Genomic DNA, 22,348 nt, shown 5'->3' on the forward strand with positions numbered 1-22,348 from the left:
CCCCACCCTTCATTGCAATTCCAGGAGACATGAGCATGCGTTTCATCAAGACCGTTTTGTGCGCATTCGCGGCCGCCGCCGCCGTGGCTGCCGCGCACGCCCAGGCCTACCCCGCCAAGCCGATCACGTGGATCGTGCCCTTTGCCGCGGGCGGACCGACCGACGCGCTGGCGCGCAGCATCGCCGAGCGCGTGGCGCGCGAGGTCGGCCAGCCGATCGTGATCGATAACGCGCCCGGCGCAGGAGGCACCATCGGTGCAGCCAAAGCCGCGCGCGCCGCGCCCGACGGCTACACCATGCTGGTCGGCCACATGGGCTACATGGGCGCCGCGCCCGCGCTCTACAAGAAGCTGAACTACGACCCGGTGAAGGACTTCGAGCCCGTGTTCCGCTTTCCCGACACGCCGCTGGTGCTGATGGTGCGCAAGGAGCATCCGGCCAGGAACATCGAGGGGCTGATCGACTTTGGCAAGAAGAATCCCGACAAGCTCTTCATCAGCAACGCCGGCGTGGGATCCAGTTCGCACCTGATCGCGGCGCTGGTCGCGAGTGCGGCCGGCATCAAGGTCACGCTGGTGCCGTACAAGGGCGCGGGGCCGGCATTGGTTGACGTGATCGGCGGGCAGGTCGACGGCATCTTCGACCAGACCAACACTGCGCTGCCGCAGATCACCGAGGCCAAGGTGCGCGCACTCGCCGTCACCTCGAAGGTGCGCCTGCCGCAACTGAAGGATGTGCCGACGCTGGCCGAGACCGTGCTGCCCGGCTTCGAGGCATCGACCTGGTACGGCATCTACGCGCCCAAGGGAACACCCAAGGCCGCGCTCGACAAGGTCCAGCAGGCCTACCTGAAGGTCATGACCGACAAGGCCTTCGCGGACAAGATGAGCAGCCAGGCGATCCAGATGCTGCCGGCCGAGCAGTACACCGGCGCCTCGCTGGGCAAGCACACCGAGGCGGAGGTGGCGCGCTGGAAAGCGGTCGCGGCCAAGACCAACATCTCCCTGGACTGAACCCATGCCGGCCATGCGGGTGGAGCACGATACCTTCGGTCCGGTCGAGATTCCGGCCGACCGCTACTGGGGTGCGCAAACGCAGCGCGCGCTGGGCGTCTTCGAGATCGGCGAGGAGCGCTTCCCCGCTTGCCTGATCCATGCCTTCGGCTTGCAGAAGATGGCCGCCGCGCGTGCCAACCTGCGCTGCGGCGCGCTCGACGCGGCGTTGGCGCAGAAGATCGTCGCCGCCGCCGAGGATCTGCGCGCCGGCCGCTTCGACGATCACTTTCCGCTCACCGTGTGGCAAACAGGGTCGGGCACGCAGACGAACATGAACGCGAACGAGGTGATCGCCAACCGCGCCAACGAGCTGCTGGGCCAGCCGCTGGGCACACGCGCGCCGGTGCATCCCAACGACCACGTCAACGCATCGCAATCGTCCAACGACAGCTTTCCGACCGTGATGCACCTGGCGGCGACGCTGGAACTCACGCATCGGTTGCGGCCCGCGTTGATGCTGTTGCGTCAACGGCTGGACGAGCGCGCCGCGGCCTTCGCCGACGTGCTGAAGATCGCGCGCACGCACCTGATGGATGCGGTGCCGATGACCATGGGCCAGGCCTTCGATGCCTTCGCCCGCCAGATCGGCCACGGCATCGACCGCATCGATGCCACCTTGCCGCGCCTGTGCCTGCTGGCGCAGGGCGGCACCGCGGCGGGCACCGGGCTCAATGCACCGCCGGGCTTCGATGTCGCCTTTTGCGAGGAGCTGAGCGCATTGGCCGGCACAGCCTTCGTGCCGAATCCCAGCAAGTTCGAAGGCATGGCGGCGCACGACACACTGGTCGAGGTCTCGGGCGCGCTCAACGTCGTCGCGGCTTCGCTGGTCAAGATCGCCAACGACATCCGCCTGCTCGGCTCGGGGCCGCGATGCGGGCTGGGTGAACTCGTGATCCCGGACGACGGGCTGACCAGTTCGATCATGCCGGGCAAGCGCAACCCGACGATCGCTGAAGTAGTGGCGCAGGCGAGCCTGCAGGTGATGGGCAACCACGTCACCATCACCATGGCCGGCGCGTCGGGGAACTTCGAGCTCAACGTCGCCAAGCCGGTGCTGATCCACAACCTGCTGCAGTCGATCCGCGTGCTGGCCGACAGCGCCCGCGTGTTCGCCGAGCGGATGGTGAAGGACATCGAGGTCGACAGGCCACGCTTGGCCGCCCATGTAGCCAACGCGCTGCTGCTGGTGACCGCGCTCAATCCCGTGCTGGGCTACGACCGGGTCGCGAAGATCACGGCAACCGCGCTGGAGCGGAACATGAGCCCGCGGGATGCGGCCGTCGCGCTGGGCTTCCTGAGTGCCGCGGAGTACGACCGGCTGGTCGATCCGTCGGCGATGGCCGGGCTTCCAGGCAAGCCGGCGGCTAGCCGAGCCTGAGCAGTAGCGCCGAGGCCGCGCACACCAGCAGAAAGGGAATGCTGATGCGATGGAACTCGCGCAGCCCGTGCGGCACCTTGGCCAGGCGCAAGGCGATCAGGTTGGCGAGCGACCCCAGCACGCAGCCGAAACCGCCCACGCTGACGCCGGCCGCCAGCGCCGGCAGGTCGTGCACGTAGCGCTCCAGCAGGATGGCCGCGGGCACGTTGCTGATGAACTGCGAGGCGAGGATCGCGGCGAGGTAGGCGCGCCAGCCTTCGCCGATGGTCCATTGGCCCAGCAGCGATGCGACGGCGGGCAGCTCGGCCAGCTGCCGCAAATCGACGAACATCAGCGCGATGATCGCGAGCAGCGCCCCGTCGACGCCGAGCAGCACGCGCGGGCGCAGCAGCAGGAAGGCGCCGAACACGACGGCCAACCCGGCCGCCAGCCAATGGCGATCGAGCGCGATCACGAAGCCGACGAAGAGCAGCCCCGACAGGGCGAGCAGCCGCGGCTGCATCGGCGCCGCATCGCCGGCCGGCTTGAGCAGGATCGGCGCGCGCGGCACCAGGAAGCGGATGGCGAGGAAGAGCCAGAACAACATCAGCGCCACGGTCGGCGCCATCATGCCCATGAAGCCGAAGAAGCTCTCGCCCGAGCGATGCCAGAGAAAGAGGTTCTCCGGATTGCCGATCGGCGTGAGCGCGGAGCCCGCGTTGACGGCCAGCGCCTCCAGCACCACCAGCCGCGCGAGCGGCAGATGCGCCTGCGCCGCCAGCACGCGCGTGAGCGGCACCAGCAGGAACAGGCTCACGTCGTTGGTGACCAGCGCCGAGAGCAGCGCCGCGCTCGCGGTGAGCAGAAAGACCAGGCTTCGCAGCTCGGTGGTGCGCGCGAGCAGCCGCGCGGCGGCGGCCTGCAGCATTCCGCTCTTCTCCACGCCCTGGGTGATGACCAGCAGGCCGGCCAGCGCGCCGATGGTCTGCCAGTCGATCAGCAGCAGGTAGTCCGCCGGCGCACGCGGCCGTGCGATCGCGAACCCGAAGGCGACCAGCGCCAGCACCCACAGCAGCGTGTTGCCGCCGCCGTGCACGGGCGCGGCTTCAGCGCGCGGTATCGCGCTCACGCAGCTCGCGCTTGAGCACCTTGCCGATCGCGCTGCGCGGAAGCTCGTCAATGAGCTGCAGGCGCGCGAGGCGCTGCGTCTTGCCGAGCTGGGCATTGGCCCATTGCAGCAGCGCATCGGCGTCGGTGTCGTCGCCCGCGCGCCGCACCACGAAGGCCACCGGCGTCTCGCCCCATTGCTCGGAGGGCACGCCGATCACCGCGACGTCGGCCACCGCCGCATGGCCGCGCAACACCGCCTCGAGATCGCTCGGGTAGATGTTGAAGCCGCCGCTGATGATCATGTCCTTCTTGCGGTCGAAGAGCGTGAGGAAGCCTTCGTCGTCGAAGCGTCCGACGTCGCCGGTGCGGATGAAGCGCTTGCCCGCGGGGTCGAACCATTCGGCTTCGCGCGTCTTCTCCGGTTGGCGGTGGTAGCCGACCATCATGCCGGCCGAATGGCCCACCACTTCGCCGGCCTCGCCGGGTGCGACTTCACGGCCGCTTTCGTCGATCAAGCGGATGTCGCTGCCCTCGGCCGGCTGGCCGACCGTATGCAGCTTGTCCGGGTGCAGATGCGCCTCGAGGATGCAGGTGCCGCCGCCCTCGGTCATGCCGTAGAACTCGATCAGGCCGCCGGGCCAGCGTTTGAGCACGTCGGCCTTCAGCGCCGCGTTGAAAGGCGCGCTGGTGCTGAACTTGAAGCGGAAGCTCGAGAGATCGTGCGCATCGAAGGCCGGATGCGCCATCAGGCGCTGGTACTGCACCGGCACCAGCATCGTGTGCGTCACGCGATACTGCTCGGCCAGCAACAGATAGCCGGCCGCATCGAACTTCGGCATCAGGATCACGCAGCCGCCGTACGCGATGGTCGGGAAGAACACCACCAGCGTGGTGTTGGAGTAGAGCGGCGTCGACAGCAGCGTGACCGTGTCGCGCCCGTATTCGTACTTCGCGCCGCGCCGCACATGGGCCCAGCGCATGCCGTGGCCCTGCACGATGCCCTTGGGCTCGCCGGTGGTGCCCGAGGAATAGATGATGTTGAAGGGCCAGGCAGGCTGCGGCTCCACGGCGGCGGGTCGCGTACCGGCCGGTGCGAGCCAAGCTTCAAGTTCGCGCCCGGCCGCGCAGCCGTCGAGCGCGATGCGCGGGACGCCTGCTGCTGCCGCATCGCCGATCACCTCGGCTGCGGCCGCATCGACGAAGAGAATGCGCGCCTCGGCGTCCTCGATCATGCGCGCCAGGCTGGCGGGGGTGGAGCCGGGCGCCAGCGGCGCGACCGCGATGCCGGCGCGCAGGGCGCCCAGGAACACGGCCGCGTAGTTCACGCTCGATGCGGCACAGACCGCGATCGCATCGCCTGCGCGCAGGCCGTCGCGCTGGAGGCTGGCCGCGATGCGGTCCATCAGCGCGTCGAGCGCGCCGTAGCTCAGCGTGCGCGTGCCGTCGATCAGCGCGGGCCGCTCGGATGATTCATGCGCGTGGCGCCGGATCAGCTCGGCGATGACGCCGAAGTCGCGGTCCATCGCCGCCTGGAAGTCGGTCATACGTGGTGAGAAGGATGTGGCACGCACAGGATACCGAAGTCCTGGCGGCCAAGGATGCCAACGGCAGGAGGTGATCGGACGCCGGCTTCGGCATCCGCCGCCTCAGCGGGCGTCCGTCTCTCGATACCAGTAGGTCCGTTTCCGTACGTTCTTGATCGGGATGATCGGCTTTTGCGCCCCCAGGCCGGACTTGCCGTCGGCGCCGGAGCCGCCGCCGCCGCCGATCAGGAAGGGCAGCTGGCGGTCCGTGCCGCCGACGTTGACCGTGACGATGCCGAACACGGGCGACGGCGCCAGCCCGCCGCCATCGAGCACACGGAAGCTCGAAGCGCCGGTGAGGAAGTTCACCGAGTAGCTGCGTGCCGTGCCGAGATTGGCCTGGCAGGTGGTGCTGCTGGGAACGATGGGCTGGTTGGTGCCGAAGTAGACCAGGCCGCCGACGGTCGTCGGCGCGTTCACGCCTTTTTCTCCAGCCCCGGCCAGGGTGACGTAGAAGCCGTTGAGCGAGCCGTCGTACGGAATCGTGTTGGTGGCCTTGAACAGCGCCGTCGGCGCGAGGTCGGCGCTGCTGCTGGTGTCGTCGCGCACCGGCGTCCAGCCGCTCGCGCTCATGCCGACCTTGGTGTCCTTGATCATGTAGAAGCGGTTCACGATGTTGGTGGCCTGATGGGGCAGCAGCGGGTGCTCCCGGTCACCGGTGATGTCGAGCACCACGTCGTAATTCTTCGTCAGCACCACGTCCGGGGAAAAGAAGAACTTGCGCTTGGTGGCGCCGCTTCCGCCCAGAGCGGCGAGGTGGGTGGCCTGCCAGGTGCTCATGTCGCCGCTGCCGGTGGGCTGAAGGTCCACGCGCCAGATGTTGCCGCCGGTATCGGCCGCATAGAGCCGGTCGATGAGGCCATCGAAGTCGCGATCCACCAGCGTGACGTCGGCGGGGATCGAGTAAGTCATCTCGGCCAGCTTGCAAGGGTTGCCCGTGCAGCTGCTGCCTGCGCCGCCCGGGCCGGCCTGCCACAGCACGTTGCCGGTCACCGCGTCGACGATGAAGATCCCGCGGCCCATGGTGTCGGCGTTGGGCGGCTCGACATCCTCGTTGGTGTCGTAGCCCGCACCGAAGATCAGCACCGGGTTGGCATGGCCCTTGATCATGGCCACCTTCGGCTGCGACCATGTCTGCCCGAGTTCCGCGAAGCCTGTGTCGGCATTGCTGCGCTTCCACATGAACTTGGGGTTCGTGGGATCGCTCACGTCGAGCGCATAGAGCAGGCGGCCGCCGCGGCGCGCCGAGAGGAAGATGTAGGCCTTCCCGGTTGCGCTGTTCTGGTAGACGCTGGGTGCGCCGTCGAAGAAGTAGTTCTTCGGGGTGCCGGTGGTCAAGGTGCCCAGCTTCAGGGTCGGACCGTTTTCGTAGAGCCGCTGCAGGCCCGGGTAGAACTCCGAGGGCACGAAGCTCCACAACTCGCCGCCCGGCGGGATGCTGGTGGTGGCGCCGGTCGCGTCCTTCATGGTGAGGGCGCAGGTCGACGACACCGTGCAGTTGCCCTTGGGCTTGCTGGTGTCGGTGGGGTTGTTCGGCTGGTTGCCGTTGATGGCGCGGAACATGCCGTCGTTGGCGCCGTAGAACACCACCACGCCGGTCGTGCCGCCGTAGTTGATCACCGCGGGGCGGGAATGCAGGACGTCGCCGTGCACGGAGCCGCGGATCTTGATGCTGGCGTCGGGCGGGCTGCTCGATTCCCGGCCCGCCGCGGCGTCGCCGGCCGCGTAGGTGTCTTCCCCGCGGACCCAGTTGATCAGGTTGGCCGGGGTCACCTTGCTGTCCGTGATGCCCAGGGCGGTCGAGCTGAGATTCGTGTTGTCGGCCTTGAAGGGCATCGTGCTCAAGGCCGCATTGGTGCTGCAACCGGTGCCGATGCAGGTGAATACGTTGCGCGCGGTGGTCGGCGTCGTGACGGCCGAGGTGGCCGAATAGCTGTCTGTCAGGTACTTGAGCCGAATCTGTTGCCCGACGCCACCCTTCTCGACGACCTGCCCATCCTCCCAGTCGTACCCGTCCTTGGCGCCTTGCTCCTTGAAGGCGTTGAGCCAGAAGCCGCCCTGGGAGTCGGGCAGGGAAGCGATGGACTTGGAGGTCCAGAAGCTCACTGCCGAGGGCGAGATGAAGCCCGTGCCCGCTGCGCTCAGTGCCCGGTTGGCGTTGGTGCCGATCGAGTACGTGCCCCAGGAGGCGTCGGCGAGGAACAACTGCGGCGCCGTCGGGTCGGTGATGTCGACGCCGAACTGGTATTGCTTGAGGTTGCCCTGCCAGCGCGGGTTGACGTCGCCGTCGGGGCGGAACATGCCCATGTAGATCTGGTTGAGGTAGGTGCCTTGCGTGTTGGCGCTCACCGGCAGCACCGGCGCCGCGAACACGCTGTTGACGGCCTGCACCTCGTTGAAGATCTGGACGATGGCGTCGACCAGGCCCTGGACGTCTCCGAGCGCTACCAGGAAATGCTTTCCGCCGCCCTGTTCGGCCATGCTGACCATGAGCTGTTCGTAGTCGGGATTGCTGCCATCGCTGAGGATGATGGTGTAGGTCGTGATCCCCGGATACGTCGTCGCAAGATTGGGCGAACTGCCCGTGTACATGAAGTTCGCCCATTCGTCCGCATAGTCGCTGCGGTACTTGCCGGAGGCCGTTTTAGAGGAAAGCGGCGACTTCCAGCCCGGCAGCGCCAATTGCGCAGGCAGTGTGCTCAAGCCTTCTGCGGCCTGCAAGGCCGTGCCGCCCAGGTTGCCGCCGTCCTGCGGCTTCTGGTTGCTGGTGGCGAGCGTGATGTAGAGAACAAAGTTCTTGCCGCAGGCTTGCTGGTTCGCCAGCCCTGGGTAGCTGGTGCCCGAGAGGCCGGTCTTGCCCTGGTAGAAGGCCCAGGCTTCCTGCATCGCCTGCGCGATCTGGTTGTTGTTGCCCTTGTCGGTGCTGAGACTCAGCGCCTCGATGCGCCGGAGCATCTTGCCGAGGTCCTTGCTGTTGTCGGAGCTGGTGCCCTCCATGAGAAGCAGCGAGCCGGGCGCCGGCGATGGTGGGGGCTGGACGAAGGTGCCGCCGTCGGTGGGGCCCCCCGGGAAGTACATCAAGCCCAGATTGATGTTGCCGTTGAGTGCCGCGTTGCTCCCGATCTTGGAGACCGCGCTGTGCAGGCCGCATTGTTCGAAGCCGAGGTTCTTGTTCGGGTCGTTGACCGTCAGGGATGGGCATGTGAAGCTCGAACTCGCACTGGCCGCCGCCGCGTTGTCGAGAATGATCAGCATGTTCGGGATGCCGCCGCCAGACGTGCCCTGGTAGATGTCGATGTCCTCGGCCCGTACCGCGGCGCTGGCCAGGGTCAGCAGGGCCAAGGCACCCAGTTGTGAAAATTGCGAGGGGCGCATCGGTCCTACTCCTGATTGATCAGCATGCGGCGCCAACGGCCACGCGCACGGCGATGCCCTGGTGCACGGTCGGGGCCGGCTCCGTGCTCCCGGGCGGCGTGGCGGTGGCATTGACTTCCCAGTTCGAGTGCGAGCACAGCGAATTGCCGCTCGCACCCGAGCCGACGATGCCCGTGTTCTGCGAAGCGCCGCTGGCATAGCAGGGCTGGTCATCCGTGTTGGTGGCGTCCAACTCGCTCAGCTTGATCGCCTTGACGCCGGTACAAAGCGGTGCCGGCACGACCACGGTGTAGGCCGAGCCGGCCTGGCCGCTGTTGTTGATGTCTATCACCGACGTGCTGTCCACCGGCAGCGAAGTGAAGTCGGCGCTGATCGTGCTTTCGATCGCCTGCTGTGCCGCCGCGCCGGCCTCCTTCTGGGTCTGCATGTTGCCGACCAGCTTGGTGTTGACGTTGACGGCCTTGATGGACGAAACGACGATCAGCGTGATCACCATCAGAAAGATCATCGAGACCAGCAAGGTGGCGCCGGCCTGCATGCGCGGCGCGGCGCTGCGCCTGGAGCGGTTCATGGTGTTTCCCTCTGGCCCGAGCTGTTGTACAGGCGCGCGACCGTGCTGTAGACGTGGCGCTTGATGCGGTCGTTGAAGGGGCCTGCGGCCGGCACGGCCAGGCCCATGTCGTAGGTTCTGGCGTCCGTCCAGCCGCCGCTGGGCTCGGTGTTGCGCGCCAGCACGTGGATGCGAATGGCCATCACGTTGGCCCAGTTGGTCAGCGCCACGGTCCAGTCGTAGGCCGGCGTGGTTTGCGGGCACACCGCGACGGCGATTTCCGTCGCCGGCGGGCTGGCCGGATTGCTGGTGTAGCAGTCCGGGGAGCCGTTGGCGTCCATGTCGATGCCGTAGTCGAGCTGCAGGTTCTCGATGCCTTCGACCAGCGGGGTGATCTTCATCTCGCCGTCCAGGTACTCGGCCATCTTGAGGGTGGGAATGGTGTCGGTGCCGCACACATTGCAGGTGCTCACGAAGTACACGTGCTGCACGATCTTGCGCAGCGGCGCAAGCTTGCTCGGCAGGCAGTCCTTCTGCATCAGCGGGAAGCTGGCCGCGGAGGCGCCGGCTGCAGCCGCGAAGGGCAGCGTGTCGTTGGCGCAGCTCGAAACCTGCAGGTAGGCCTCGGCCGCGACTGCCGATGCGGGAGTCACGGGGTTGGTGTTGACGCGCGTGACGATCAGCATCGCGGTGCCCGCCATGACATCGCTGATGCAGCTCGGCGTGCTGCTCAGTCCGTGGATCGGCAGGGGAACGGTGGAGGTGCCCGGGCTCGTCATTGCGAAGTAGCCGAGGGCGGCGATGTTCGTGGGGCAGGCCACCGGCGCCACGGTCGCGAAAGCGGTGCTCGAGGAAGCGCCGACGAAACCGGCCATCTGGATGTCTTCACTGAGCACCTGGAGTGCGTAGCGGCCGTTTTCGATCTGGCGCCCGGTCTTGTCGAGCTCGGAGCGCGAGCCCAAGGTCGAGACCAGCAAGCTGATCAGGCCGATCATCAGGAACAGGCCGAGCATGATGGCCACCATCAGCTCGACCAGCGTGAAGCCGCGGTTGTGCCGCCGGTAGCCGGAGTGCATGCGCGCTCTCACGACAACGCCCCGATTCGCACCTTGGTCGTGACCACGCGGTGCAATTTTTCGTCTCCGTAGGCGCCGTTACCGCAGGGAAACGCGGTGCTGCCATCGGCCAGCGTCGGCGCGGCCGTCTTGGCCAGGCCTTGCCACGACACGGCGATCAGATAGATGTTGTTGGCGGCGTCGTCGAGGGTCACGCAGCCGATGGCGCCGATCATGGCGCCGAGCTTGGCGCCCGACTGGTTTTCGGCTTGGCCATCGATCAAGTCTTTCCAGGCCGTGAGATCGGCAGCAACCTGGGTTTGCTGCTGCACGTTGCCGGCGGTGCAGGCCGGCACGGTGGTGCTGGTCGCGCTCAACTGCACGCCGGTGGCACCATTCGAATAGCAGCTCGCGACCTTCCGGTTCGCATTGAGACGATCGGCCATGTCCTGCACGAGCTGCAAGGCTTTGATCCGCTGGTAGGCCTCCATCTCGGCAACGTTGGCGCGGCTGCTCACGCCTGCCAGGCCGAGCAGCCCGAAGAGCAGGATCACGAGCGTGACCAGGACTTCGATCAGTGCGACCCCATGCTGGGGGGCGGCCATGCGGCGCGCGCGAGCCGGAATGCGCGGCGGCATCTAGCAAGCCCCCATGCTGCTGCTCGGCACGCCACTCAGCCCGATGGAGATGCAGCGCGAATTGACGCCTGCCATGGTGGCCGACGGCGCGATGGTGAACTTGGTGCTCGTGGTCACGGCGCGGCCGTCCTTGCCATAGGTGATGACGTCGAGGTCGCTCGAGTCGCTGATGGCGAGGTTCTTGTAGGCCTGCTGGCTGTGGAAGACGTTGGTGCCTTCCTTCACTGTCCAGCCTTCATCCCAGGCGCCGCCTGTCTTCGCCAGATTGACGCTGCGATTGCGGGTCACGGCTTCGCTGCGAGCGAGCGTGAGCGCCGCCATCAAGTCGAAGGAAACGTTGCGGATGCGCTGGTTCGCAACGAAGGCGCGAAACGAGGGGAGCGCAAGCGCAGCGAGGACGCCCATCACCGTGATCACGGTGACCAGTTCGATCAGCGTGAAGCCGCGCACGTGGCGGCGCGTGCGGCGAGGGCTTACCAGCATCCCGCAGCTCCGCTGGTGCCCGACGCAGTCTTCACTCCCGCTTCGTCGATGGTCAGCGTCGCGCAGGCGGTGTCCCTGGCGAGCTGAGCGCCGATCGGCGTGGCGGTGATCGTGAATCCCGGCGGTGTCGTGCCGGCCTTGGGGACCGCCGTGAACGAGTAGTTGGACGACACGTTCGACGGAGGTGGATAGTTCAACGCAGCCAGATTCGGGGCGTAGCTCCGCGCGTCCAGAAGGTAGCGCTGCTCCAAGTTGCTGAGCTCGAGCATGTAGCCCTGGGCGGCCGATCGATTAGAACGAACGATGTAATTGGTGTAGGAGGGATAGGCGATCGCGGCCAGGATGGCGACGATTGCCACCGTCACCATCAACTCGATCAGGGTGAAGCCACGCGATTGCATTTGCCCATTGCAGCGCCCACGCCGGCTTGGCAGCGTGAATGCAGTCGACGGCAGTTCCAGAAACTGATGCATGGAGGCCAATCCCTTCGAGCGCCCAGAAAGTCAAAACGTGACTGTAAGGTAACAATGTGAAAAATTCACATTCGACGACAAGGCTTTTCGCGCACAAGTTCACGCCTGGGCGGGGCGAGTGAAGGCGCAGCCTTCGAGGCCTGCGAGATGGACGAAAAAGGAGGCGCGCGCACAGGACGCGGCTGACGCGATCTGCTTGCGCCTCGAGAATTCCGCAGTGGGTTTTTTACGTTGAGCAGGCCGAGCGCGCAAGGCACTTGTTGGCACAGGCGAATGCGCTCGCGCGCTGAAGCCCCAAGCGGGCTTCCGGTCGAGGCCTAGCCGGGCCTAGACGCCGGCCGCGTGCGCCTGCTGGTCGGCGTGGTAGCTGCTGCGCACCATCGCGCCGACCGCCGCATGGCTGAAGCCCATCTTGGAGGCCTCTTCCTCGAACATCTTGAATGTGTCGGGATGCACGTAGCGGCGCACCGGCAGGTGGCTGCTGCTGGGCGCGAGGTACTGGCCGATGGTCAGCATGTCGATGTCGTGCGCGCGCATGTCACGCATGACCTGCAGGATCTCTTCGTCGGTCTCGCCGAGGCCGACCATGATGCCGCTCTTGGTCGGCACCTCGGGATGCAGGGCCTTGAACTTCTTCAAGAGGTTGAGGCTGAACTGGTAGTCGCTGCCGGGGCGCGCTTCCTTGTAGAGGCGCGGCGCGGTCTCCAGGTTGTGGTTCATCACGTCCGGCGGCGCGGCCTTGAGGATTTCCAGCGCGCGGTCGTCGCGGCCGCGGAAGTCGGGCACCAGGATCTCGATCTGCGTCTGCGGCGAGAGCTCGCGGATGTTGCGGATGCAGTCGACGAAATGCTGGCTGCCGCCGTCGCGCAGGTCGTCGCGGTCGACGCTGGTGATCACCACGTACTTGAGGCGCAGCTTGGCGATGGTCTTCGCGAGGTTGAGCGGCTCGTCCTTGTCCAGCGGATCGGGCCGGCCGTGGCCGACGTCGCAGAAGGGGCAGCGCCGCGTGCACTTGTCGCCCATGATCATGAAGGTGGCGGTGCCGTTGCCGAAGCACTCGCCGATGTTGGGGCAAGACGCTTCCTCGCACACCGTGTGCAGGTTGCTCTCGCGCAGGATCTGCTTGATCTCGTAGAAGCGGGTGGTCGGGCTGCCGGCCCTGACGCGGATCCAGTCGGGCTTCTTGAGCACCTCGCCCTGCTGGATCACCTTGACGGGGATGCGCGACAGCTTGGCCGCGGCCTTCTGCTTGGCCAGGGGGTTGTAGCTGTCGGGACCTTGGGCATCGCGGACGACTTCGAGGGTGCTCATGGCTTCTCTTGAGTGGGGCTCAAGGCGCGAGGTAGGCGGCCAGCTTGCTGGCCAGCACCTGCGCGGCTTCGTCCCAGGTTGTTTGAACGCCGATTGTAGAAAGATCGACGGTTTCGAGCCCTGCGTAGCCGCAGGGGTTGATGCGCGAGAAGGGTTCCAGGTCCATCGCGACGTTGAGCGCGACGCCGTGGTAGGTGCAATGGCGGCTGACCTTGATGCCCAGCGCGGCGATCTTGCCCAGGCCGCGGAAGGGGTCGGCGGGTTGCGTCGGGCCGGTCAGCGCGGCATGCGAGAACGGGTCGTCAAGCCGCACATAGATGCCCGGCGCGCCGCCCACGCGGTGGCCGGTGACGCCGAAGTGCGCCAGCGTGCGGATCACCGACTCCTCGATGCGGTAGACGTATTCCTTCACGTAGTAGCCGGCGCGCCGCAGGTCGACCAGCGGATAAGCCACCACCTGGCCGGGGCCGTGGTAGGTCACCTGGCCACCGCGGTCGGTCTGCACGACGGGGATGTCGCCGGGGTTCAGCACGTGGTCGGCCTTGCCGGCCAGGCCCTGGGTATAGACCGGTGGGTGCTCGCAGATCCAGAGCGCGTCGGCGGTGTCGGGCGTGCGCTCCCGCGTCGCCTGCTGCATCGCCGCGTAGGTCGGCGCATAGTCGACGCGGCCGAGCCACACGGCCTCGAGGGCTGTGCTCAGAGCACCACCTTCACCATCGGGTGTGCGGACAGCGCCATGTAGATGGCGTCGAGCTGCTCGCGGCTGGTGGCGGTGACGGTGATGGTCACGCCGAGGTAGTTGCCGGCCTTGCTGTTGCGCAGCTCGATGGTGCTGGCGTCGAAGTTCGGATCGAACTGCTCGGCGATCAGCGTGACCGCGTGCACGAAGCCATCGGCCTTGACGCCCATGACCTTGATCGGAAACTGCGAGGGGTACTCGATCAGCGACTCCTTGCGCGCGTCGATCGGTGGGGTGTCGGGGGCTGTGCTCATGCAGGAACTCCTTGCTCTTGCGCGCTGCGCTCGATGGCCCTCTGGTAGCCCGCATGCAGCGTCTGGAAGATCGGGCCGGGGCGGCCGTTGCCGATCGATTGGCCGTCGAGCGTGACCACCGGCAGCACTTCCTTGCTGGCCGAGGACAGCAAGAGTTCGTCGGCGCCGAAGACCTCGTCGCGCGCGATGCGGCGCAGCGAGAAGGGGATGCCGGCTTCGGCGCAGATGCGCTCGATCAGGCCGTAGCGGATGCCGGCCAGCACCAGCTCGTCCTTGGGCGGTCCGTAGACCGCGCCGTCCTTCACCACCCAGACGTTGCTCGACGAGGCCTCGCTGAGCCAGTCGCCGCGGAACATGATGGTCTCGGCCGCGCCGGCCTCGACGCTGATCTGCCGCGCCAGCACCGCGCCCAGCAGGCTGGTGCTCTTGATGTGGGCCTTCTGCCAGCGGAAGTCGTGCGCGCTCACGCAAGCGACGCCCTTGGCGCGCGCCGCATCGGACACCGGCTTCATCGGGTTCAGCATGATGAAGACGGTGGGCACGAGGCCCTGCACCATCGCATGCTCGCGCGGGGCCACGCCGCGCGTGACCTGGATGTAGATGGCCTGCACGGCCGCGCGCTCGGAAGGCGGGCTGGCCTCGACGAGACGCATCGCAATCGCGTGCCACTGCCCATGCGTCAACGGATTGGCGATGCGCAGCTCGCCCAGCGAGCGGTCCAGCCGCGCCATGTGTTCCTCGAAGCAGAAAGGCACGCCGCCATAGACCGGCACCACTTCATAGACGCCGTCGCCGAAGATGAAGCCGCGGTCGAGCACGCTGACCTTGGTGTCGCGCAGCGGCGCGTAGCTGCCGTCGAGGAAGCAGAGCGAGTCGGGGAGGGCGTCGGTGATCGGGTGCATAAGAGATTATGGTGGGGGCACTCCGGTGCTTTCCAACGTCTCGCGCTTGCCGCAGCGCGGGGCAAGGATGTTTTGCGAGCTCGGCCCGGAACATGGCGGAGAGCCATGGGTTTTTACTTATAATCAATGGCTTTGTAGAAATTCTGGGTCGTCATCCGGGCTTCATTCGAAATGAAAACAATCGCCCGCGATGTGAGAGAGAGGGAAGTCCGAGAGGACGCTCAAGACCCGGATGCTGACTTCAAGCCGTTGACCGCCGAAGAGGCCCAGCGGCTGCGCGAAAAGAAGCCGTCGATCTCGCCCTGGCGCGTGATCGCGGTTCAGGTCGGAGCGGGGCTGCTGGTGGCGTTGGCCGCCTGGGGCCTGACAGGGAGGCAAAATCTGGGGTGGTCCGCCGGATACGGCGCACTGGCAGTGGTCATTCCCGCTGCGGTGTTCGCGCGGGGGCTCACCGGAAGGTTCTCTTCCCTGAATCCGGGCACTGCGGTGTTCGGATTCTTCTTGTGGGAAATGGTCAAGATGGCCTTGACGGTGGCGATGCTGATCGCCGCGCCAAGGCTGGTAACGGCGCTGAGCTGGCCGGCGATGCTGGTGGGCCTGGTGGTGACAATGAAGGCGGCGTGGGTGGCGGTGATGCTGGCTCCCCGGCGCTTGAAACTTAAAGACGAGTAACGGATGGCTGCTGAAAACGCTGCGGAACATGGTCAGACCGCTGGTGAATACATCGTTCACCACTTGACGCATCTTCAAAGCTCCAAGCCGAACGGCGTCGCCGACTTCTCGGTCTTCAACCTCGACTCGCTGTTCTTCTCGATTGCGCTGGGTGTGCTGGGCTGCTGGGTGCTCTGGCTGGCCGCCCGCAAGGCCACTTCGGGTGTGCCGGGTCGTTTCCAGGCGGCGGTCGAGATACTGATCGAAGTGGTCGACCAGCAGGCCAAGGGCATCGTCCACAACGCGCAAAGCCGCAAGTTCGTCGCACCGCTGGCGCTGACCATCTTCGTGTGGATCTTCATGCTTAACGCGATGGACCTGTTCCCGGTCGATCTGTTCCCCGCCATCTGGGCCCAGCTCTTCGGCGCGGCCGGCGGCGATCCGCACCATGCTTATTTGCGCGTCGTTCCCACCGCGGACCTGTCGGTCACCATGGGCCTGTCCCTCTCGGTGCTGCTGATCTGCCTTTACTACAACATCAAGATCAAGGGCCTCGGCGGCTGGGTCCACGAGCTGTTCACGGCGCCTTTCGGCAACCACTGGGCGCTCTACCCCTTCAATTTCGCGATGCAGTTGATCGAGTTCATCGCCAAGACCGTGTCGCACGGCATGCGTCTGTTCGGCAATATGTATGCCGGCGAACTGATCTTCCTGCTGATCGCGCTGATGGGTGGCGCCTGGACGCTGTCGGCCACGGGCGTTTTCCTGGCGCTGGGCCACATCGTCGCGGGCACCGCGTGGGCCATCTTCCACATCCTGATCATCACGCTGCAAGCCTTCGTCTTCATGATGCTGGCGCTGGTGTACGTGGGCCAGGCGCACGATCACCACTGATCCGCTCTTTTAGTTTTCCGTTTTTTCTTTTCTCTTCAACCAAAGTCCTCTAGGAGTCATCATGGAAGTTATTAGCTTTGTTGCACTGGCCGCCGGCCTGATCATCGGTCTGGGCGCTGTGGGCGCATGTATCGGCATCGGCATCATGGGCAGCAAGTACCTCGAGTCGGCCGCACGCCAACCTGAGCTCATGGGCGAACTCCAAACCAAGATGTTCCTGCTGGCCGGTCTGATCGACGCCGCGTTCATTATCGGTACCGGTATCGCGCTGTGGTTCGCAACGGCCAACCCGTTCCTCTCGCAAATCGCCAACCTGCCGAAGTAATCGGGTCCAGGCTTTCTCGTCGAACCCCTGTCGTTCCTCGGGGAGCGGCTTCGGATTCAATCCCACAGAGAGGGTGAAAAGTGAGCATTACCGGTACCCTGATCGTCCAGATGATCGTGTTCCTGATTCTTGTCGGGTTCACGATGAAGTTCGTGTGGCCGCCGATCGCCAAGGCGCTGGATGAGCGTGCCCAGAAGATCGCCGACGGCCTGGCCGCTGCCGACAAGGCCAAGGCCGCGCTGTCCGATGCGGACAAGCGGGTGGAAGTCGAACTGGGCAAGGCGCGCAACGAGTCCGCGCAACGTCTTGCCGATGCCGAACGTCGTGCGCAGGCCATCGTTGAAGAGGCCAAGGCCCGCGCCACGGAAGAAGGCAACAAGATCGTCGCTCAGGCTCGCGCCGAAGCCGAGCAGCAGGCCGTGAAGGCGCGCGAGGTGCTGCGCGAGCAGGTGGCCGCGCTGGCCGTCAAGGGCGCCGAGCAGATCCTGCGCAAGGAAGTGAATCCGGCCGTGCACGCCGATTTGCTCGCCCGCCTGCAGACCGAACTCTGATCGAAGCCATGGCAGAACTCGCCACCATTGCACGTCCCTACGCCGAAGCGCTGTTCAAGGCGTCTTCGTCGGACCTGGCAGGCGCCGGCGCCTGGCTCGAAAAGGTCGCCGCCATCGCCGCCAGCCCCGAGCTCCAGCAGTTCGCGGACAACCCCAAGGTCACGCCCGAGCAGGTGCTGGACGTGATCGCCGGCGCGTACGGCTCGGCGCTGCCGCCCGCCGCCAACAACTTCCTGATGGCCCTGCTCGAGAACGGGCGCTTCTCGGCGCTGCCGGAAATCGCCAAGCAGTTCCGGGCCCTGGCGAATGCGCAAAGCGGTTCGTCCGATGCCGTGGTGTACAGCGCCTTTCCGATCGATGCGGCAGCGTTGAATGGCGTTGCTGCGGCGCTCGAAAAGCGCTTCGGCCGCAAGCTGCAGGTCACGGTCCAGCAGGAGCCGGCCCTGATCGGCGGCATTCGTGTGGTGGTCGGCGACGAGGTGCTCGACACTTCCGTCAAAGCGCGCCTCGAACAAATGAAAGTTGCGCTGGCAGCCTGAGGCCGCCAGCCCCCTTAAAGAAAGAAGGAAAGAGTCATGCAACTCAATCCCGCAGAAATTTCCGAACTGATCAAGAGCCGCATCGAAGGCCTCGGCGTCAGCGCGAACATCCGCAACGAGGGCACCGTGGTGTCGGTGACCGACGGCATCGTGCGCGTGCACGGCCTGTCGGACGCAATGCAGGGCGAAATGCTCGAGTTCCCGCCCACGGCGGACGGCACGCCGTCCTTCGGCCTGGCGCTGAACCTCGAGCGCGACTCGGTCGGCGCCGTGATTCTGGGCGAGTACGAGCACATCTCCGAAGGCGACACGGTCAAGTGCACCGGCCGCATCCTGGAAGTGCCGGTCGGCCCCGAGCTCATCGGCCGCGTGGTCAATGCGCTGGGCCAGCCGATCGACGGCAAGGGTCCGATCAACGCCAAGATGACCGACGTGATCGAAAAGGTCGCTCCGGGCGTGATCGCCCGCAAGTCGGTCGACCAGCCGATGCAGACCGGCCTCAAGTCCATCGACTCGATGGTGCCGATCGGCCGCGGCCAGCGCGAGCTGATCATCGGCGACCGCCAGACCGGCAAGACCGCGGTGGCGATCGACGCGATCATCAATCAGAAGGGTCAGAACATGACCTGCGTCTACGTCGCGATCGGCCAGAAGGCTTCGTCGATCAAGAACGTGGTGCGCGCGCTGGAACAGGCCGGTGCGATGGACTACACCATCGTCGTGGCCGCGTCGGCCTCCGAATCGGCCGCCATGCAGTACGTGAGCGCGTATTCGGGCTGCACGATGGGCGAGTACTTCCGCGACCGCGGCCAGGATGCGCTGATCGTCTATGACGACCTGTCCAAGCAGGCCGTGGCCTACCGCCAGGTCTCGCTGCTGCTGCGCCGCCCGCCGGGCCGCGAAGCCTACCCCGGCGACGTGTTCTATCTCCACAGCCGTCTGCTCGAACGTGCCGCTCGCGTGAACGAAAAGTACGTTGAAGATTTCACCAAAGGTGAAGTCAAGGGCAAGACCGGTTCGCTGACCGCGCTGCCGATCATCGAAACGCAGGCCGGCGACGTGTCCGCTTTCGTGCCGACCAACGTGATCTCGATCACCGACGGCCAGATCTTCCTGGAAACCAACCTGTTCAACGCCGGCATCCGTCCCGCCATCAACGCCGGTATCTCGGTGTCGCGCGTGGGTTCGGCAGCGCAGACCAAGGTCATCAAGGCCCAGTCCGGCGGTATCCGTACCGACCTCGCGCAGTACCGTGAACTCGCGGCCTTCGCGCAGTTCGCCTCCGACCTCGACGAGGCCACCCGCAAGCAGCTCGACCGCGGTGCCCGCGTGACCGAACTGCTGAAGCAGGCCCAGTACAGCCCGCTGCCCATCTCGCTGATGGGTGCCTCGCTGTTCGCGGTGAACAAGGGCTTCCTGGACGACATCGACGTGAAGAAACTGCTGTCGTTCGAACACGGCCTGCACCAGTTCCTCAAGTCCAGCCACGCCCCCTTGCTCGACAAGATCGAGCAGGCCAAGGCGATCGACAAGGACACCGAGGCCGAGCTGACGGCCGCCGTCACGGCGTTCAAGAAGTCGTTCGCCTGATCGACCACGCAAGGAGCCCCAATGGCAGCTGGTAAGGAAATCCGCGGCAAGATCAAATCGGTGGAGAACACCAAGAAGATCACCAAGGCCATGGAAATGGTGGCCGCGTCGAAGATGCGCAAGGCGCAGGAACGCATGCGCGCCGCCCGCCCCTACAGCGAGAAGATCCGCAACATCGCGGCCAACCTCGGCCAGGCGAACCCGGAGTACACGCACGCCTTCATGAAGATCAACGACGTGAAGGCCGCGGGCTTCATCGTCGTGACGACCGACAAGGGCCTGTGCGGCGGCATGAACACCAACGTGCTGCGCGTCGTGACGACCAAGCTGCGCGAGCAGCAGTCGGCCGGCGTCGCCGTCGAGGCGGTGGCGATCGGCAACAAGGGCCTGGGTTTTCTCAACCGCATCGGCGCCCGCGTGGTCTCGCACGTCACCCAGCTGGGCGACACGCCGCACCTCGACAAGCTGATCGGCCCGGTCAAGGTGCTGCTCGACGCGTACGCCGAAGGCAAGCTCAGCGCGGTCTACCTCTGCTACACCAAGTTCATCAACACGATGCGCCAGGAGTCGGTGGTCGAGCAGCTGCTGCCACTGGCCGCCGAGTCGATGAAGATGGAAAAGGGCCAGCACTCGTGGGACTACATCTACGAGCCCGATGCGCAGAGCGTGATCGACGAACTGCTGGTGCGCTACGTCGAGTCGCTGGTGTACCAGGCCGTGGCCGAGAACATGGCGTCGGAACAGTCGGCGCGCATGGTCGCCATGAAGTCCGCCACCGACAACGCCGGCAACGTGATCGACGAACTCAAGCTGGTCTACAACAAGACCCGCCAGGCCGGCATCACCAAAGAGCTGTCGGAGATCGTTTCGGGCGCTGCGGCGGCCGCAGGCGTCTGAAGACCTTCGGTCCTTCGACCTCAACCAGATTTAATTTTTATCGGAGCAGATGATGGCTCAAGCAAACGCAGCAGTAGGCAAGATCGTTCAATGTATCGGCGCCGTGGTCGACGTGGAGTTCCCGCGCGACCAGATGCCCAAGGTGTACGACGCCCTGCAATACGAAGGCGGCACGCTGACCCTCGAAGTGCAGCAGCAGCTGGGCGACGGCGTGGTGCGCACCATTGCGCTCGGCTCGTCCGACGGCCTGCGCCGCGGCCTCGTCGTGACCAACACCGGCAACCCGATCACCGTGCCCGTGGGCAAGGCGACCCTGGGCCGGATCATGGACGTGCTCGGTCGCCCGATCGACGAGCGCGGCCCGGTCGGCCAGGAAGTCACCGCTTCGATCCACCGCAAGGCACCGGCCTACGACGAACTCTCGCCGTCGACCGACCTCTTGGAAACCGGCATCAAGGTGATCGACCTGGTCTGCCCCTTCGCCAAGGGCGGCAAGGTGGGCCTGTTCGGCGGCGCCGGCGTCGGCAAGACCGTGAACATGATGGAACTCATCAACAACATCGCCAAGGCCCACTCGGGTCTGTCGGTGTTCGCCGGCGTGGGTGAGCGTACCCGCGAAGGCAACGACTTCTATCACGAGATGTCCGACTCGGGCGTGGTCAACCTCGAGAACCTCGGCGAGTCGAAAGTGGCCATGGTCTACGGCCAGATGAACGAGCCCCCGGGCAACCGTCTGCGCGTGGCGCTGACCGGCCTGACCATCGCCGAATCCTTCCGCGACGAGGGCCGCGACGTGCTCTTCTTCGTCGACAACATCTACCGCTACACGCTGGCCGGTACCGAAGTGTCGGCTCTGCTGGGCCGCATGCCTTCCGCCGTGGGCTACCAGCCGACGCTGGCCGAGGAAATGGGCCGCCTGCAGGAACGCATCACCTCGACCAAGGTCGGCTCCATCACTTCCATCCAGGCCGTGTACGTGCCGGCGGACGACTTGACCGACCCGTCGCCCGCCACCACCTTCGCCCACCTGGACTCCACCGTGGTGCTGTCGCGCGACATCGCTTCGCTCGGTATCTACCCCGCCGTGGACCCGCTCGATTCGACCTCGCGCCAGCTCGACCCGCACGTGGTCGGCGAAGAGCACTACAACGTGGCCCGCGCCGTGCAGGGCACGCTGCAGCGCTACAAGGAACTGCGCGACATCATCGCGATTCTGGGCATGGACGAACTGGCTCCGGACGACAAGCTGGCCGTGGCGCGCGCGCGCAAGATCCAGCGTTTCCTGTCGCAGCCCTTCCACGTGGCCGAAGTGTTCACCGGCTCGCCGGGCAAGTACGTGCCGCTGGCCGAAACCATCCGCGGCTTCAAGATGATCGTGAACGGCGAAGCCGACCACCTGCCGGAACAAGCGTTCTACATGGTGGGCGGCATCGACGAGGCGTTCGAAAAGGCCAAGAAGGTCGCCTAAGGCGGCATAGGAATCCAGATGGCAAACACCATTCACGTCGACGTGGTCAGTGCCGAGGAGTCCATCTTCTCGGGCGAGGCCAAGTTCGTCGCGCTGCCCGGCGAAGCCGGCGAGCTCGGCATCTATCCGCGCCACACGCCGCTGATCACGCGCATCCGTCCGGGTGCGGTGCGCATCGAGACGGCCGACGGCGGCGAGGAATTCGTCTTCGTGGCCGGCGGCATCCTGGAAGTGCAGCCCAGCACGGTGACCGTGCTGTCCGACACCGCCATCCGCGGCAAGGATCTCGACGACGAGAAGGCCAACGTGGCCAAGGCCGCCGCCGAGGAAGCGCTCAAGAACGCCAGGAGCGACATCGACATCGCGATGGCGCAATCGGAACTGGCCGTGATGGCCGCGCAGATCGCCGCACTCCGCAAATACCGCCAAAAAAAGTAAGGCAGCAGTGCTGTCCTTCGAAAGAGCCGCCTTCGGGCGGCTTTTTCACGTCCTTCGGTCTTAATCAGGTCGAAGTTCAATCTTGTTCGGCTGAAGCCCAGCGCCTAGTA

The 22,348-nt window shown here is 65.8% G+C and carries 23 protein-coding genes; 11 read left to right on the forward strand and 12 right to left on the reverse strand.

The annotated features are described in order from the left end of the window. Nucleotides 1–35 precede the first annotated feature (35 nt). Nucleotides 36–1,013: a tripartite tricarboxylate transporter substrate binding protein BugD gene (locus ACSQ9I_RS02325; RefSeq protein WP_436312139.1), complete on the forward strand. Its 978-nt coding sequence runs from the start codon at nt 36–38 to the stop codon at nt 1,011–1,013. 4 nt (nt 1,014–1,017) lie between these two features. After that, the gene (locus ACSQ9I_RS02330; RefSeq protein WP_436312140.1) at nt 1,018–2,433 is read left to right on the forward strand and encodes a class II fumarate hydratase; all 1,416 of its coding nucleotides are present in this window, start codon (nt 1,018–1,020) and stop codon (nt 2,431–2,433) included. On the opposite strand, the gene ACSQ9I_RS02335 is transcribed toward ACSQ9I_RS02330, so the two are convergent. From ACSQ9I_RS02335 to ACSQ9I_RS02390, 12 genes are all read right to left on the reverse strand, one after another. Beyond that, nucleotides 2,420–3,541, reverse strand: coding sequence for an SLC13 family permease (locus ACSQ9I_RS02335; RefSeq protein WP_436312141.1), 1,122 nt, complete (start codon nt 3,539–3,541; stop codon nt 2,420–2,422). The genes ACSQ9I_RS02330 and ACSQ9I_RS02335 overlap by 14 nt on opposite strands. Then, nucleotides 3,519–5,066 (reverse strand): class I adenylate-forming enzyme family protein, encoded by a 1,548-nt coding sequence (locus tag ACSQ9I_RS02340; RefSeq protein ID WP_436312142.1) that lies wholly within the window; start codon nt 5,064–5,066, stop codon nt 3,519–3,521. Before ACSQ9I_RS02340 ends, ACSQ9I_RS02335 begins: the two co-directional genes overlap by 23 nt. Nucleotides 5,067–5,168: 102 nt before the next feature. Further along, nucleotides 5,169–8,480 carry a pilus assembly protein gene (locus ACSQ9I_RS02345; RefSeq protein WP_436312143.1) on the reverse strand — a complete coding sequence of 1,104 codons (3,312 nt, stop codon included), beginning with the start codon at nt 8,478–8,480 and terminating at the stop codon, nt 5,169–5,171. Between the two features lie 19 nt (nt 8,481–8,499). Then, on the reverse strand, nt 8,500–9,051 hold the full coding sequence (locus tag ACSQ9I_RS02350) for a pilus assembly PilX family protein (RefSeq protein WP_436312144.1): 552 nt from the start codon (nt 9,049–9,051) through the stop codon (nt 8,500–8,502). Beyond that, nucleotides 9,048–10,106: a PilW family protein gene (locus tag ACSQ9I_RS02355; protein ID WP_436312145.1), complete on the reverse strand. Its 1,059-nt coding sequence runs from the start codon at nt 10,104–10,106 to the stop codon at nt 9,048–9,050. The genes ACSQ9I_RS02350 and ACSQ9I_RS02355 overlap by 4 nt, the downstream gene beginning before the upstream one ends. Nucleotides 10,107–10,114: 8 nt before the next feature. Further along, entirely contained in the window at nt 10,115–10,690 is a 576-nt protein-coding gene (pilV, locus tag ACSQ9I_RS02360; protein ID WP_436312146.1) for a type IV pilus modification protein PilV, read from the reverse strand. A 33-nt stretch (nt 10,691–10,723) separates the two neighbouring features. Beyond that, a complete protein-coding gene (locus ACSQ9I_RS02365) occupies nt 10,724–11,206 on the reverse strand; it encodes a GspH/FimT family pseudopilin (RefSeq protein ID WP_436312147.1) in 483 nt (160 codons plus the stop codon). Continuing rightward, nucleotides 11,197–11,607: a type IV pilin protein gene (locus tag ACSQ9I_RS02370; protein ID WP_436315697.1), complete on the reverse strand. Its 411-nt coding sequence runs from the start codon at nt 11,605–11,607 to the stop codon at nt 11,197–11,199. Before ACSQ9I_RS02370 ends, ACSQ9I_RS02365 begins: the two co-directional genes overlap by 10 nt. A 399-nt stretch (nt 11,608–12,006) precedes the next feature. After that, nucleotides 12,007–12,990: a lipoyl synthase gene (gene lipA, locus ACSQ9I_RS02375; protein WP_436312148.1), complete on the reverse strand. Its 984-nt coding sequence runs from the start codon at nt 12,988–12,990 to the stop codon at nt 12,007–12,009. A 19-nt stretch (nt 12,991–13,009) separates the two neighbouring features. Continuing rightward, nucleotides 13,010–13,690 (reverse strand): lipoyl(octanoyl) transferase LipB, encoded by a 681-nt coding sequence (lipB, locus tag ACSQ9I_RS02380; protein WP_436315698.1) that lies wholly within the window; start codon nt 13,688–13,690, stop codon nt 13,010–13,012. Further along, on the reverse strand, nt 13,687–13,983 hold the full coding sequence (locus ACSQ9I_RS02385) for a YbeD family protein (protein ID WP_093104854.1): 297 nt from the start codon (nt 13,981–13,983) through the stop codon (nt 13,687–13,689). The genes lipB and ACSQ9I_RS02385 overlap by 4 nt, the downstream gene beginning before the upstream one ends. Continuing rightward, complete coding sequence (locus ACSQ9I_RS02390; protein ID WP_436312149.1) at nt 13,980–14,885, reverse strand: aminotransferase class IV; 906 nt, start codon at nt 14,883–14,885, stop codon at nt 13,980–13,982. Before ACSQ9I_RS02390 ends, ACSQ9I_RS02385 begins: the two co-directional genes overlap by 4 nt. 171 nt (nt 14,886–15,056) lie before the next feature. Here ACSQ9I_RS02390 and ACSQ9I_RS02395 point away from each other — a divergent pair, with 171 nt between their 5' ends. The 9 genes from ACSQ9I_RS02395 to ACSQ9I_RS02435 all read left to right on the forward strand — a co-directional run bounded on the left by ACSQ9I_RS02395 (nt 15,057) and on the right by ACSQ9I_RS02435 (nt 22,238). Beyond that, nucleotides 15,057–15,557: an ATP synthase subunit I gene (locus ACSQ9I_RS02395; RefSeq protein WP_436302551.1), complete on the forward strand. Its 501-nt coding sequence runs from the start codon at nt 15,057–15,059 to the stop codon at nt 15,555–15,557. A gap of 3 nt (nt 15,558–15,560) precedes the next feature. Next, nucleotides 15,561–16,430: a F0F1 ATP synthase subunit A gene (gene atpB, locus ACSQ9I_RS02400; protein WP_436312150.1), complete on the forward strand. Its 870-nt coding sequence runs from the start codon at nt 15,561–15,563 to the stop codon at nt 16,428–16,430. A gap of 61 nt (nt 16,431–16,491) precedes the next feature. Continuing rightward, nucleotides 16,492–16,755 carry a F0F1 ATP synthase subunit C gene (gene atpE / locus ACSQ9I_RS02405; RefSeq protein ID WP_019657641.1) on the forward strand — a complete coding sequence of 88 codons (264 nt, stop codon included), beginning with the start codon at nt 16,492–16,494 and terminating at the stop codon, nt 16,753–16,755. An 80-nt stretch (nt 16,756–16,835) separates the two neighbouring features. After that, entirely contained in the window at nt 16,836–17,306 is a 471-nt protein-coding gene (locus ACSQ9I_RS02410; RefSeq protein ID WP_436312151.1) for a F0F1 ATP synthase subunit B, read from the forward strand. A gap of 8 nt (nt 17,307–17,314) precedes the next feature. Then, nucleotides 17,315–17,845: a F0F1 ATP synthase subunit delta gene (locus ACSQ9I_RS02415; protein WP_436312152.1), complete on the forward strand. Its 531-nt coding sequence runs from the start codon at nt 17,315–17,317 to the stop codon at nt 17,843–17,845. Between the two features lie 36 nt (nt 17,846–17,881). After that, a complete protein-coding gene (gene atpA, locus ACSQ9I_RS02420) occupies nt 17,882–19,435 on the forward strand; it encodes a F0F1 ATP synthase subunit alpha (RefSeq protein WP_214696543.1) in 1,554 nt (517 codons plus the stop codon). Nucleotides 19,436–19,456: 21 nt separating this feature from the next. After that, the gene (gene atpG / locus ACSQ9I_RS02425) at nt 19,457–20,332 is read left to right on the forward strand and encodes a F0F1 ATP synthase subunit gamma (protein ID WP_436312153.1); all 876 of its coding nucleotides are present in this window, start codon (nt 19,457–19,459) and stop codon (nt 20,330–20,332) included. Between the two features lie 52 nt (nt 20,333–20,384). Next, nucleotides 20,385–21,800 carry a F0F1 ATP synthase subunit beta gene (gene atpD / locus ACSQ9I_RS02430; protein ID WP_436312154.1) on the forward strand — a complete coding sequence of 472 codons (1,416 nt, stop codon included), beginning with the start codon at nt 20,385–20,387 and terminating at the stop codon, nt 21,798–21,800. Between the two features lie 18 nt (nt 21,801–21,818). Further along, a complete protein-coding gene (locus tag ACSQ9I_RS02435; RefSeq protein ID WP_093104875.1) occupies nt 21,819–22,238 on the forward strand; it encodes a F0F1 ATP synthase subunit epsilon in 420 nt (139 codons plus the stop codon). Nucleotides 22,239–22,348 lie beyond the last annotated feature (110 nt).

This window comes from Variovorax sp. LjRoot84, assembly GCF_964254305.1.
Lineage (GTDB): Bacteria > Pseudomonadota > Gammaproteobacteria > Burkholderiales > Burkholderiaceae_C > Variovorax.